Below are 12,784 nucleotides of genomic sequence, written 5' to 3' on the forward strand. Positions count from 1 at the left end.
AAATAGCATAGCGCCCTTTGTTAAACTCAGTTTTTTGTTATGTGTCATTCACCTTTTCTCTCAATAAATTCATAGAGATACCGCCAAGACTCGGAATCCTACCGTCATCAAAAAAAGAGGTGCTAATTTGTGTTGCTGGATTTCCAGTCATGAAAACTATGGCTCTTTTTGGTATTTTTGGTACTGACAACTCTTCATCATAGATGTCACCAACTGCGTAGTACAGCTCTACTCCTTCGGCTTTTTTCAGCACTTCCTCAACAGTACTGACATAGAAGTTTTTTTCAATTTCTTCGATTCTTAATATCAGTATCGCTGTTGAAGACGCGACTTTTTCATCAACTGTCATTTCATGAAAGTCTGTTGACGGGTAAAGCAACTGTGATGAACTTTTTGTACCTATCCCCACGGTTACTGGCTCTTCTACAGGCTTCATAAATGGAGGAAGTATGTAGAGTATCCAAATTGTGTAAAGAAAAATCGCTGATAGTGAGAAACCAGCACCGAAAAACAGGCCAGAAGTAAATTTCTTAAACACTTATTCTCTCCAAAGTCACATAACACCATTTTAAGATACGCTGCTCGCTCTTGTTTTTAGCCGACATCAATCGTTTGCTATGCAGCGTTTTCACTTTCAACATCCCAACCAGGGAACTCAAGAACCGCAGGATGACATCTTAAAGCTCTAGCTAAAGATTTGGCTCTTTCTATGCCAAGATTAAGGCGGGAAGAGCGAAGTCTTTTCCAATTTCCATACTGCTATTGGATTTCAATTGGTGCATTCGATAACTGCTTATCTAGCTTTTTATGTTCAAGTATTGTTCACATTTTCAAAAGTATATATCTTTTTAGGTATATCAAACCTTGAACCTAACAGTTTGGATTGTCTCATTCAAAGAATAAGGCTGAATTACCAAAATTAATTCGCCATCGTTTATATGAATTTCGGCTTCTGACGCCTTATATTTATCGAAGATTCTGTCAACAGCATTTAAATCAAAAACCAATCTGGATTCCTTTCGAAGCACCAATCCATAGGAGGTAGTGGCTCCGCCATTCGTTCGGTATAGTCTAAAAAATTTTCTTCAACAACCACCTCATCAATAAGCTCGAACGAAAAGTCTTGGCCTGTCTGATATGTCTTAATACCATCGGTATAAGCAAAATATCCAACTATACAACAAAAAAATCCCAAAGATGCTGAAGTTTCAAATGCAACAAAAAATCTCTAACTTATCTTTAGCATTAGAATTTTAATCATTAACAGGATTGGTAACGCAGCACACAAGCTTGCTATAAAGAAATAATTTCGGTGGCTTTCTTCAAATCTTAACTCAACAGGCCATCCAATCCAATTTACAATTGCAAATCCAAAAAAAAGTAAAATAAAACATCCAGAAGCTTCCGCATAACTCTCATGGCATATAACACCAACTTAAGCGGCGCTGCCGGCTCTTGGCAATGTCCGCTTTAATTTTTTTGTTAGGCATACTCACGCAAAAATACCCTGAAAGTACAAGCCAACGACTATCCAAATTGTTAAGCCCAATAAAGCACACAAAACACCCGAATTTTCTTCCTCGCCCCAATAATTTTTCCCTTTGGGTTTAGGGTAGTGACCGAACGTAATGATTTTACAAAAAGGCCAGCCTGTCCAATAACAGATAAACCAAAAAAAGACATCAGCCAATATATAGCCAATACCTCTTAAAAATCCTTTTACTATTTCGCCTCCAATATCTTCCATCGTTACTGTCTCATCCCGTATGCATAACACCTGATTAAGCGGCGTAAAACCGCTCTTGTTTTATGTGATCTTGACCCGATTTAAAGGACACCTTATTTTTCATCCTATTGTTCGCTCATATTCTAGGGGCGATAAATAGCCCAGACTCGAGTGTAACCTCACTCGATTATAGAATCCATTAATGTACCCCTTCAAAGCATTACGAAGCTCTTTAACAGACTTATAGCGGGCTTTCCTTATCAACTCTCCTTTCAGAGAATGGTAAAACGATTCCATAAACGCATTATCTGTGCAGTGCCCAGCTCGATTAAAGCTTTGCTTAATACCATGCTTTTTCAGTTCATCCCTAAATTCATATCCTAGATATTCAATGCCACGATCTGAATGAAAAATTAATGTATCTGATATTTTCCGTTTCTTCACAGCATTTCTGAGAACCGCAACTGTTAAGCAAGCTTTGCGGTCTTTTGATAAAGACCAACTCAATATTCGTCGGGAGTATACGTCCATTATGGTAGCCAAATATTGCTAAGGCCCCGTTCACTTTTAAATAAGTTATGTCACCTACCCACACTTGGTCAACCCCCGTGGGTTTATTCAACTTCAGAAGCAAATTATCACCACTTCGTTGAAAGCGTTTAAGGACAGGCTTTCGCGGGCATACTCTTGCACAACGACCCACTAAACCAGATGCTTTCATCAGTCTCGCTATGCGTTTTTTCCCCACATCAAGCCCTTGTCTTTTGAGCACGTTGAAGACCCTTGGACTACCATATCGTCCTTGGCTCTTTTGATAAATCTCTGTGATTTTCATCAATAGCTCCTTATCCGATTTGCTCCTATTTGATTCGTCTCGCGTGCACCAATTGTAGTATCCGCTTCTTGACACGTTTAACCACTTACAAAGAGCTTTCACGCCTAAGTGTCGGTATCTTTGGATGAATCCAAATCGTTCTGATGCTGCTCCACAAGATACCGTTGCCACTTTTTTAGTAGATCATTCTCCTGCTTTAGCTTTTGGTTTTCCTTTTGCAGTTTTGCCAATTCTGTCAGCTCTTTCCGTGAAGGTGTTTTTTTACTTTTAGTCACCGAGACTCTCCCTTGTGGATCAGACTCTATCTTGCCCTCTCGATACCATTTTCGCCAGCGTGAAAGCATAAGTGGGTGAATATCAAGCGCTTCAGCGACCTGCTTACTCTGGATCCCTTCTTGAAGGCTAAGTTTTACCGCTTTGACTTTGAAGTCTGCTGAATATTTCCATGTTTTTCTAGGTTGTGTATATTTTGGCATTGGCCATCTCCAGTTAGTTGGAGGTGTCCACTAAAACGGGGGAACTACAATGTCCGCTTGAATCATTTGTTATGTGCAATCGCACAATATGCCTCCTTGCCGACTTTTAGCACACCATAGAGACATACAGCAACGAGGCCAACTATTGCTCCTGCTTCTACGCCAACCATATCCCCTATAAAAGCAGAGATAATACTGATGATTGCTGTAGAGGTCGGGGTTACCGCCTCATCTAACTGCGTTCGTAATTTCTCATAGCGTTCATCATCAGTACAAAAAAACAGATGAAACTCACTTTTTACTGAAGTCCAATATGATTTAGGAGGACGCTTATCCGCAGACCTTTGATGGATGGTACCCTTTATCAATCTTAATTTGTCTTCATCTTTTAAGGCAGCAAAATATCTTGGACTATCATTTAACATCAAGTGCGCGGCATCATCGATAGTATATTCATCACTCCAATCCAATATTTGTACTGGCGTGGCGTGCAACATCACTTCCTCTGCGTGTAAATGTTCAACCCATGTCAATGGAACCTCCTTGCACATAACACCAGCTTAAGCGGCGAAAATTGCTCTTTATTTTTGTCCGCTTAAAGCTTTTGTTATTTGCTGGTTTATCTAACAACATCTTTCTTGCTCAAAGCCTTTTTTTTAATATTTTTCAATTTTTGTTTATATTCGCCGAACATTATTTCCACTCCGTCTTCGATCTCATCATAAACAGGCAGTAGCTCAGATATCCCCTCAAATAACCATTGAACAGGGACGCCTTCGTCGCCTCCTTTATAGGGTTCAGTTGCTAATTGTGCCTCAGACTCGACTTTATCGTAAGCTTCATTGATGTCATTCGCTTTTACTAATATTGTATTTTCCCAAACAGTGAACTGTTTTTCTTCATCGTAATTACCTTCTTCGTTCAATTCTACAAATCGAAGTAAGTAAGATGCTATATACCAGCCAACTGGAGAATGGTTTGGGTCACTCATGGATTACTCTTCAAGCAAATAACAACTTGCATAAGCGGTTTGGCAGCGCTTTTCTGACAAATCCGTCTTCATGCTTTTGTTAGTTTCCATATTCCACCTCGTAACCTATTTCTAACGATTGTGGTAGCTCACCAATGACTAAAGATTCGAAATTCCCAGCCTCAGAAAATAAACATTGTACATACTTGCCACCAAATAACCGAACTTTGCGAGTAAAGGACCAAGGCCCCAAATCAGCAGTGGCCATAATTACTTTTCGACCTTCATCAACACTCAGTATTTTCTTCGAAAAATCGATTTCAGGAAGTGCTTGCTTAACTACGTCGATATCTATATCGAATTCATCTTTCACAAATTTATCTAGTATGGTCTTTTTCATTGAATCTATTTCGCCGGACTCTATGAAGCCTTCAACAAGTGATAATTCAACCTCGCAGGTGTTACTAATATTCAATCTAAACTTTAATTCATTTCTAGGCAAATTAGCCAATATGGATCCACAACCTACCAGTAGTATTGCTAAAAAAATCACAAATTTTGACATGGAAACTAACACCAACTTAAGCGGTGGCGCGTTAGCGACATCCGGTGACCGAAGGGAACGTACTTTAAGTTTTTGTTAGTTGCTAATTTAACCTGTTTTCTTATTGGTAGCATCCTTACTCCTAAAACAACGCTTTATACTCAGTGGTGGATGTCGGTGAACAGCCCAAACATCAATATATCACTTAAATGTGAGCTTTACCTTATGCTCAAACAACCTTGTCCATGTCAACAACATACCATGAAAAGTCATTTACCATATCAATTCTGCATGCTAATGCGTGAAAAATAGTTTTGTCAGAAAATCCTAGCAGGCTAACTGACTCAACATCCTCGTTTAACATGTCGGTATGCAAACCGTTGCGAAACCTTCGACTAATTGATCAGAAGACAATGCAACTAACACCATTTTAAGCGGCGCTGCCTGCTCTTGGCAGTGTCCGCTTCAAAATTTTTGTTATGTGTCATTTAAACCTCGTTTTCCCTGAGCATTGCATCTCGCCACTCTTTAACAGTTTTCCATTTCTCATTTGTAGCTCCATTGTGCGACCAAAATACAACTTCACCCCAATCTGTTAGGCAATAATAATCACCATTATCTTCGCAAATCGGCAAAAACTCTTCCGGTAAATCGTGATATTCGCGAGCGTCTTCTAACACATGATAAATATTTGCGTAACTCGGCGGGTTTACAATTTCAAGAACTTCCATAGCCACGTCACCCAAATCATAACCCGATTTCAAAAAATCGATATATTCCTTTGAAAAGTCGAACCCTAACTTTTTCTCTGCATCTTTTATTTCAGAGTTAGTTGGCGGATCGATCTTAAATTCGTCCAATGTATTTACCTCGCCTCAAACACATAACACCAACTTAAGCGGTGGCGCGTTAGCGTCATCCGGTGACCGAAGGGAACGTACTTTAAGTTTTTGTTAGTTGCTAATTTAATCTGTTTTTTTATTGGTAGCATCCTTACTCCTAAAACAACTCTTTTTACTCGGTGGTGGATGTCGGTGAACAGCCCAAACATCAATATATCACTTAAATGTGAGCTTTACCTTATGCTCAAACAACCTTGTCCATGTCAACAACATACCATGAAAAGTCATTTACCATATCAATTCTGCAGCCTAATGCGTGAAAAATAGTTTTGTCTAAATAGCTTATCAAGCTAACTGGCTAAACATCCTCGTTTAACATGTCGGTATGCAAACCGTTGCAAAACCTTCGACTAATTGATCAGAAGACAATGCAACTAACACCAAATTAAGCGGCGTTGCCCGCTCTTGGCAATGTCCGCTTCAATTTTTTTGTTATACATCAATGACCTCTGTTGCCAACAATTTGATCACAGAGAATGATTTCCAATTTGCACAAAGACTCATACTATTGCCTTCAATATCACTAAAATTGTATGAACCGACTAGTCTAGCCTCACTTAATAGAGATTCGTTAATTGAGACCTCTGCCAAATAGTAACCCATGTAAGAATCAGATAAAGTGAAGCTTAGATCAACTGTCAATTTACTTGGTACGTGCAGTGCTAAACTACCCAAATACTTGGGAGAAGCTGATTTATCATTAATCGGAAAGAGTACTTTCATTTCGACTAATCCATCAATACTCGATACTTCTATTGCAAAAGGTTTAAAGTCCTCTGCAGCTTCAATCGAGCAAGCATGCGACTCGAAGACGCAAAGTAGAAGAATCGCTAAAATTAACCTCAATGTTTTGCCTTTGATGTATAACACCAACTTAAGCGGTGGCGCGCCAGCGACATCCGGTGACCGAAGGGAACGTACTTTAAGTTTTTGTTAGTTGCTAATTTAACCTGTTTTCTTATGGGTAGCATCCTTACTCCTAAAACAACTCTTTGTGCTCGGTGGTGGATGTCGGTGAACAGCCCCAACATCAATATATCACTTAAATGTGAGCTTCAATGTATGCTCAAACAACCTTGTTCATGCCAACAACATATCATGAAAAGTCATTTGCCATATCAATTCTGCATGCTTTAGTGTGAAAAATAGTTTTGTCAAAACAGCTTATCAAGCTAACTGGCTAAACATCCTCGTTTAACATGTCGGTATGCAAACCGTTGCGAAACCCTCGACTAATTGATCAGAAGATAATGCAACTAACACCCAAATAAGCGGCGCGCTTGCAATGCCAAGACAACAACTAGACTCAAGCCGCGTCCGACTTGATTTGCTTTGTTATGTACCATTATATGCACTCCAAACCTAAACCACATAAAAGCATTAGCATCCCGATTGGCCACGCTGCCATATAGAAAGCAGACGTGGTTAAAGCAAAAATCACTTTTAATCCCAACGGAGTGTTGCGTGAAAAATGAATGACTGCAAAACCCAAAAGAATTGGTAAGCTATAAATTATTAAGACAAAACTACCAAACTTCAATGCATCGTCCGAAGAAACACTTTTATGGTGATTAAAGAATGAAACTATAATAAATATCAAAAATACAATGGCACTAAATATCTCGAGAGCTCGTTTTCCGAAAAAAGCATGGCAAGCATAACCTAAGGTAAACAAACACAAACTCACAAAGAAGATATCGAAAAACATACTCAAAAACGAGTGTCCCCTTTTGGTACATAACACCTGCTTAAGCGGTGGCGCGTTAGCGTCATCCGGTGACCGAAGGGAACGTACTTTAAGTTTTTGTTAGTTGCTAATTTAATCTGTTTTTTTATTGGTAGCATCCTTACTCCTAAAACAACGCTTTATACTCGGTAGTGGATGTCGGTGAACAGCCCCAACATCAATATATCACTTAAATTTGAGCTTTACCTTATGCTCAAACAACCTTGCTCATATCAACAACATACCATGAAAAGTCATTTACCATATCCATTCTGCATGCTAATGCGTGAAAAATAGTTTTGTCAAAACAGCTTATCAAGCTAACTGGCTAAACATCCTCGTTTAACATGTCAGTATGCAAACCGTTGCGAAACCTTCGACTAATTGATAAGAAGACAATGCAACTAACACCAACTTAAGCGGTGGCGCGCCAGCGTCATCCGGTGACCGAAGGGAACGTACTTTAAGTTTTTGTTAGTTGCTAATTTAACCTGTTTTCTTATGGGTAGCATCCTTACTCCTAAAACAACTCTTTGTGCTCGGTGGTGGATGTCGGTGAACAGCCCCAACATCAATATATCACTTAAATTTGAGCTTTACCTTATGCTCAAACAACCTTGCTCATATCAACAACATACCATGAAAAGTCATTTACCATATCAATTCTGCATGCTAATGCGTGAAAAATAGTTTTGTCAAAATAGCTTATCAAGCTAACTGGCTAAACATCCTCGTTTAACATGTCGGTATGCAAACCGTTGCGAAACCTTCGACTAATTGATCAGAAGACAATGCAACTAACACCCGCTTAAGCGGCGAAAATCGCTCTTCATTTTTGTCCGCTTCAAGCGTTTGTTATTTTCCGTTGTCATACTCTTCCCTGAGCTGTTTCCACAACTTTTCACCTTCACCTATATTATCGAATTCAGGATAATGTTTCTTTAAATAAAACTGCAGGCCAGTTGCCCCAGATAAAAGCTCTTTTGTGGATTGCTTTACGGTTTCTCTATCTAAATCAGTTAATGAGTCATCATCTTTGATAGTATCAATCGCTCTTTCACATACTCTCTCAATAGGTGACATCACCTTTGCAAGTGCATGAAACAGATTACTGGCTTGTTCTCTATCCATTGACATATCCTCTAGGACAATAACACCCGATTAAGCGGTAAAAACCGCTCTTGTTTTTATCCGTCTTCAATCGTTTGTTATTTGCCATCTAAATTTAACCACCCATAACTAGATTAATAAATTCGATAAAAAACTAAAATAAAGATTAGAACTGCAATCCAATTCATAGCAATAGCCTGACATTTGCGCTGCCGCATGACGTTAAGCATCTCTTCAACTGAACCTCTTTGCGCCCCGAGTTTATTTAATTTAAATTTACTTTGCCCATAGACCGCTGTCGCAAATTCCTTATTGGATTTTAAAAATGACCGTATCTTTGATTTACTGATACCAGTTTCCAAGGATAAAGAGATAATTCCACAGCCTTTACTGCCATGTGTCGCAAGCGCCTCCAGAATAATTTTCGCTGTATCTATGCTAATTCTGTGCATCGTATTATCGATTTTCCTTTGGCAAATAACACCAAATTAAGCGGCGTTGCCCCGCTCTTGGCAATGTCCGCTTTAATTTCCTTGTTAGGCTTAGCAACGGTCTTCATAAATCCGCATATTAGTAATGTGACCTTTCCCATCAAATAGGTCGCCGTCTTTAAGGTCGATTTCGATACTTTTCCCCTTCTGCAGTTCAGCGCGAAAGTCATCATGTACACAAATCAGATTTAGAATTTCTATTTTCCACGCCTCAGCGATCTCCTTTTTATTTGGTCTTACGAAATCAAATTTCTTTAACTCAGTCCCATCCGAGTAACTAAAATATAGCTTTACAGAGTTATCACTACTCCACATGCCGATATAAGTAACATTTTCGATCAAGGGATCAAAATAACTTTTCAAAGCTTTGTCGTATGATTCCTGTTCCCACTGTGGATAGTTACCAAACAAAGAGACAAAAGCAAAACTCCCAATAAAAACAAAAAGAATAACCCAAGCCCCCTTGGCATCCCAAAAAGTTAAAAATTTTAGCATTATTTTTTCAGCGCGATTAACTTTCAAGGAAGCCTAACACCTTACATAACCGGTAGCTGGGCGCTCTTCCCAGATATCCGTGTTCATGTTTTTGTTATATTTCATTCGTCGACCTCAAGTAGAGAAAAGCCATACTCGTCGTTCACTACATCCTCAGAGGTATCAACTTTAACAGAGAGGTCCATGGCAAACTCCCAATCGAAGCGCTTTCGATATGCACAATGCTTTAGTGGAACAATTGTCCCTTTTGGAAAGACTATGCCGTTCTCAGACACCATATCTTCTGTAAGTACGTGCGGACTTGGCGAATCACATAGAAAATCGAACTCATTGTAAAAGCTCCCAATAAAAGCTCCTGAAATAAATATTGCGCAGGTCCCTATGGATAAAACTACGTACTTTTGAAATTTCCTCATAACTTCCCTGAAATATAACACCTGCTTAAGCGGCGAAAATTGCTCTTTATTTTTGTCCGCTTCAAGCTTTTGTTATACACGCGGTCTTAATTTATTCGAACATGTACAATAAAGTAAACGTGAGTATGGCTGATAAATACCCTAAAAATAGAAAAAAACCTCGTGGAAATAACTTACCGACTGATGTCGGAGACCATTCGTTGTATTTAGCTACAAAATAATTTGGCATAAACAAAAGCACTATTGAGCAAACGGCTGTTATGTAAACGTAGGCAAATCCTCTGCCAGCTCTATGCGAATAAACATCATACTCGATAGCGGTTGCTTTTTGATAGCCGACAAAATAGTCACTAACACCTAAAAATACGCTACCAAAAAATACAATTAAAACAATGGATACTAATTTGTGAAACATCAGCTTGTATAACACCAAATTAAGCGGCGTTGCCCGCTCTTGGCAATGTCCGCTTCAATTTTTTTGTTAACTCTTTCCACGATTGTTTATAAACTCCATTAATTCATAATGTCCATTTAACATGTTAGAGCACCATACTTTTCCTAAATCTTTGACAACAATATAATCGGCTTGTAGCAACCATGAATAGCCGACTTCCTCAAAATTAGACCATGGCACGGTTTTGTCGCCAGCAATCGGACTCTTAAAATATATATTATCGTCGTCATATGAAAATTTAATTAAAAATGCTTGATAAGGAAAAAATATGGAAGCGGCAAGAAAACCTACGCCGACCAGAATTGCAGCGACTTCTTGACCGTCAAAAGATTGGAACATCGCATAAAGAATGAAGATCGTGAAAGGTATTAGTAATGCTGAGAACGTTTTGAATAATATGCCAAATTCCAAAACTCGCACGTCCCCAATTCTTTTGCTACTTGAGTTAGTGAGAAATACGATTGCAAAGACTACTAGACCACCAATTAGACCGCTGTAGATTGGACTCCATACAAAACCTGATTCTTCCACTTTCTCTCCCTAGAGTTAACAACCTTATTATCTGCACTGCCGAATAAGTCCATTTGGGTAGTTTTCGGCGGTGATGAATTTTTGTATCTTTTTACAATATATCAAGGGTTTGGCTAAGTCTAGATGTCTTTGCGCTTCGTTATTGTATGTGATTTCCGAGCGTAGCGACTTAGCGTGAGGTCTCGGTTTGCCTATTTTATTTAGTAAGCTCTCTAGAACAGTAGTTGCAGCTACTTTGTATTAAAGCTTATGCCTATCCGGTATGTATTTAACGATACCCAATCCACTAATTTGCACTATTGTCATTATACCTATTTGATTTATAGATTCATAAAAGGAATTTATGTCTGAACTAGCAGCATTGCTATTTCCCAGGATAGCAATGCTCTTTTTTGGGAATATGGCCAAGTTTTTCACTCACTCGGCACTCTCATTGACCGATTAATTGGCGTATGCTAACTTCAAAGGGTACCAATTCGGTGTGATGCGTCGGGCCCTTGCGTTAGTGTCAACATTGCTTTTATTAGACAGGTTCAATATATGTCCGCTCATCACTTGTTCTATGTATTCACTATTAATTTTATTTTGAGCGTAAAAGGAAAAACCATGCAATTTAAAACTACACGAATAAATCACAAAATCAGTCGCATTAGTTGTTGTGCAATATTTATCGGCTTTTTGGCTGGCTGTGCAGGAATGCCCGGCTCAGTAACTTCTGAAAACGATGCGACATTGGTCAATTTTAACGAGCTTGATACGATAACAATACAGCAACAAGAAAGTGTTAATCAAGCGCGTTGGGCGGGCCGTATCAGTGAGGTATATTTTCAAGAAGCATCGACCATTATTGCTATCGATTATTTTAGCGGTGATAGCACGACTAAGCCCATTACAACAGCACCCAGCCAAGGGCAATTTATTGCTATTATCCCAGAGCTTGTAGACCCAAGCATTTACCGAAAGGGTAAATTAATTACAGTGTTAGGTGAGATATCAAGTTCGTTGTCGGCACAAATTGCATTGCCAACACTAGCTGCGCAGGGCGTTTATGTTTGGAAAGATTTAAACAGCATTAATACCGATCCAAACGGCCTATTGGCGGTTGGGCTAGATTCTAATGTACAAAACACTGATGCTAGTACATATTCTCCCTGGAACCAAAATGCAGTTGGTATTAATAGTGATATTAGATTTACGATAACAACAAACAATGGCAAAAGTGACAGCGCGACCTATGACTAGCTTGATTGGTCTGTATTCTAATTAGTTAGCTCTTTTATGTGCCCAGTGCTCTTTGAAGTGCTGGGCTGCCCATTTATTATGTATACGTAATACGGGATTTATCAGCTAAATCATTCTTACATGAGCAACGATATCGCAAGCGATGCCATAATAACACCCACGAAAAACTCTAACACTTTCCAAGCCTTTGGTTTTTCGAATACGGGGGCAAGATATTTGGCGCCGAATCCTAAGGCAAAGAAAAACACGAGCGAAGCGCTTATTGCACCTACTCCAAATGTTACATGATGTGGTTGATACTGGGTTGATATTGAACCAAGCAATATTACTGTATCAAGGTATACATGGGGATTTAGCTAAGGTAAAAGCAAGGCACATCACAACGGCGTTAAACAGTGAACCTTTGGGTTGTAAATTTGAATCTAAAGCATGATTGTTTGTGAACGCTGACTTAAAGCTAATTAAAGAATAACATGTTAAAAATATCGCGCCGCCGTATCGCGCAATGATTTCTATCTCTGGGAAACGACTGACAATGACACCAAATCCAGCTACGCCAAAGCTAATCAAGATGGCATCGGAGACCGCGCATACAAGGCATACTGCAAATACATTTTGACGCTTAATACCTTGCTTTAATACGAAAGCGTTTTGTGAACCTATTGCTAGAATAAGTGATAAGCCTAAAGAAAAGCCGGCGGTAAAAATTGATATGTCATTTAACAAGCGATCCTCCCTTAATTATAAATGGTGTAGTCCCATCGTTATATTAATCACTTTGTCGAAACAAATTTTAACAATCTTTTGCTTTACTACGTTTTACCGCTCCTGCATGATAAAAAAAATGATGAGTCATATTCAACATA

At 39.0% G+C, this 12,784-nt stretch carries 17 protein-coding genes and 1 pseudogene; 1 reads left to right on the plus strand and 17 read right to left on the minus strand.

Annotation, left to right across the window (positions count from 1 at the left end; genetic code table 11):
• Positions 1 to 37: 37 nt before the first annotated feature.
• The 15 genes and pseudogenes from ACZ1G6_RS01485 to ACZ1G6_RS01555 all read right to left on the minus strand — a co-directional run bounded on the left by ACZ1G6_RS01485 (position 38) and on the right by ACZ1G6_RS01555 (position 10,676).
• Complete coding sequence (locus ACZ1G6_RS01485; protein ID WP_472617752.1) at positions 38 to 538, minus strand: hypothetical protein; 501 nt, start codon at positions 536 to 538, stop codon at positions 38 to 40.
• Between the two features lie 954 nt (positions 539 to 1,492).
• Complete coding sequence (locus ACZ1G6_RS01490; protein ID WP_472617753.1) at positions 1,493 to 1,747, minus strand: hypothetical protein; 255 nt, start codon at positions 1,745 to 1,747, stop codon at positions 1,493 to 1,495.
• A gap of 99 nt (positions 1,748 to 1,846) precedes the next feature.
• A pseudogene (locus tag ACZ1G6_RS01495) lies at positions 1,847 to 3,037 on the minus strand (IS3 family transposase).
• Between the two features lie 62 nt (positions 3,038 to 3,099).
• Positions 3,100 to 3,570, minus strand: coding sequence for a hypothetical protein (locus ACZ1G6_RS01500; protein ID WP_472617754.1), 471 nt, complete (start codon positions 3,568 to 3,570; stop codon positions 3,100 to 3,102).
• 86 nt (positions 3,571 to 3,656) lie between these two features.
• Positions 3,657 to 4,028, minus strand: coding sequence for a DUF4288 domain-containing protein (locus ACZ1G6_RS01505; protein ID WP_472617755.1), 372 nt, complete (start codon positions 4,026 to 4,028; stop codon positions 3,657 to 3,659).
• A 79-nt stretch (positions 4,029 to 4,107) separates the two neighbouring features.
• Positions 4,108 to 4,572: a hypothetical protein gene (locus tag ACZ1G6_RS01510; RefSeq protein WP_472617756.1), complete on the minus strand. Its 465-nt coding sequence runs from the start codon at positions 4,570 to 4,572 to the stop codon at positions 4,108 to 4,110.
• A 208-nt stretch (positions 4,573 to 4,780) separates the two neighbouring features.
• Entirely contained in the window at positions 4,781 to 4,927 is a 147-nt protein-coding gene (locus ACZ1G6_RS01515; RefSeq protein ID WP_472617757.1) for a hypothetical protein, read from the minus strand.
• Between the two features lie 112 nt (positions 4,928 to 5,039).
• Entirely contained in the window at positions 5,040 to 5,411 is a 372-nt protein-coding gene (locus ACZ1G6_RS01520) for an SMI1/KNR4 family protein (RefSeq protein ID WP_472617758.1), read from the minus strand.
• Between the two features lie 474 nt (positions 5,412 to 5,885).
• Complete coding sequence (locus ACZ1G6_RS01525; RefSeq protein WP_472617759.1) at positions 5,886 to 6,299, minus strand: hypothetical protein; 414 nt, start codon at positions 6,297 to 6,299, stop codon at positions 5,886 to 5,888.
• 1,735 nt (positions 6,300 to 8,034) lie between these two features.
• On the minus strand, positions 8,035 to 8,310 hold the full coding sequence (locus ACZ1G6_RS01530) for a hypothetical protein (RefSeq protein WP_472617760.1): 276 nt from the start codon (positions 8,308 to 8,310) through the stop codon (positions 8,035 to 8,037).
• Between the two features lie 113 nt (positions 8,311 to 8,423).
• Positions 8,424 to 8,741, minus strand: a complete 318-nt coding sequence (locus ACZ1G6_RS01535; protein WP_472617761.1) for a hypothetical protein — start codon at positions 8,739 to 8,741, stop codon at positions 8,424 to 8,426.
• A 90-nt stretch (positions 8,742 to 8,831) separates the two neighbouring features.
• Positions 8,832 to 9,302, minus strand: coding sequence for a hypothetical protein (locus ACZ1G6_RS01540; RefSeq protein ID WP_472617762.1), 471 nt, complete (start codon positions 9,300 to 9,302; stop codon positions 8,832 to 8,834).
• Positions 9,303 to 9,376: 74 nt separating this feature from the next.
• The gene (locus ACZ1G6_RS01545; RefSeq protein WP_472617763.1) at positions 9,377 to 9,691 is read right to left on the minus strand and encodes a hypothetical protein; all 315 of its coding nucleotides are present in this window, start codon (positions 9,689 to 9,691) and stop codon (positions 9,377 to 9,379) included.
• A gap of 91 nt (positions 9,692 to 9,782) precedes the next feature.
• Entirely contained in the window at positions 9,783 to 10,106 is a 324-nt protein-coding gene (locus ACZ1G6_RS01550) for a hypothetical protein (protein WP_472617764.1), read from the minus strand.
• Between the two features lie 66 nt (positions 10,107 to 10,172).
• Positions 10,173 to 10,676: a hypothetical protein gene (locus ACZ1G6_RS01555; protein ID WP_472617765.1), complete on the minus strand. Its 504-nt coding sequence runs from the start codon at positions 10,674 to 10,676 to the stop codon at positions 10,173 to 10,175.
• A 606-nt stretch (positions 10,677 to 11,282) separates the two neighbouring features.
• Here ACZ1G6_RS01555 and ACZ1G6_RS01560 point away from each other — a divergent pair.
• Positions 11,283 to 11,918, plus strand: coding sequence for a Slp family lipoprotein (locus tag ACZ1G6_RS01560; RefSeq protein WP_472617766.1), 636 nt, complete (start codon positions 11,283 to 11,285; stop codon positions 11,916 to 11,918).
• A 116-nt stretch (positions 11,919 to 12,034) separates the two neighbouring features.
• Here the strand turns inward: ACZ1G6_RS01560 and ACZ1G6_RS01565 are convergent, their stop codons facing one another.
• Together ACZ1G6_RS01565 and ACZ1G6_RS01570 are read right to left on the minus strand one after the other, a co-directional pair.
• The gene (locus tag ACZ1G6_RS01565; RefSeq protein ID WP_472617767.1) at positions 12,035 to 12,241 is read right to left on the minus strand and encodes a LysE family transporter; all 207 of its coding nucleotides are present in this window, start codon (positions 12,239 to 12,241) and stop codon (positions 12,035 to 12,037) included.
• A gap of 10 nt (positions 12,242 to 12,251) precedes the next feature.
• Complete coding sequence (locus ACZ1G6_RS01570; RefSeq protein WP_472617768.1) at positions 12,252 to 12,644, minus strand: LysE/ArgO family amino acid transporter; 393 nt, start codon at positions 12,642 to 12,644, stop codon at positions 12,252 to 12,254.
• Between the last annotated feature and the right edge of the window lie 140 nt (positions 12,645 to 12,784).

It is taken from the genome of Glaciecola sp. HA4-3, from assembly GCF_055693685.1.

Excerpts from the sequence above, each read along its gene's own strand:
- ACZ1G6_RS01535 (WP_472617761.1), bottom strand. The coding sequence starts at position 8,741 with ATGCACAGAATTAGCATAGATACAGCGAAAATTATTCTGGAGGCGCTT.
- ACZ1G6_RS01560 (WP_472617766.1), top strand. The coding sequence starts at position 11,283 with ATGCAATTTAAAACTACACGAATAAATCACAAAATCAGTCGCATTAGT.
- ACZ1G6_RS01505 (WP_472617755.1), bottom strand. The coding sequence starts at position 4,028 with ATGAGTGACCCAAACCATTCTCCAGTTGGCTGGTATATAGCATCTTAC.
- ACZ1G6_RS01490 (WP_472617753.1), bottom strand. The coding sequence starts at position 1,747 with ATGGAAGATATTGGAGGCGAAATAGTAAAAGGATTTTTAAGAGGTATT.
- ACZ1G6_RS01550 (WP_472617764.1), bottom strand. The coding sequence starts at position 10,106 with ATGTTTCACAAATTAGTATCCATTGTTTTAATTGTATTTTTTGGTAGC.
- ACZ1G6_RS01545 (WP_472617763.1), bottom strand. The coding sequence starts at position 9,691 with ATGAGGAAATTTCAAAAGTACGTAGTTTTATCCATAGGGACCTGCGCA.
- ACZ1G6_RS01530 (WP_472617760.1), bottom strand. The coding sequence starts at position 8,310 with ATGGATAGAGAACAAGCCAGTAATCTGTTTCATGCACTTGCAAAGGTG.
- ACZ1G6_RS01510 (WP_472617756.1), bottom strand. The coding sequence starts at position 4,572 with ATGTCAAAATTTGTGATTTTTTTAGCAATACTACTGGTAGGTTGTGGA.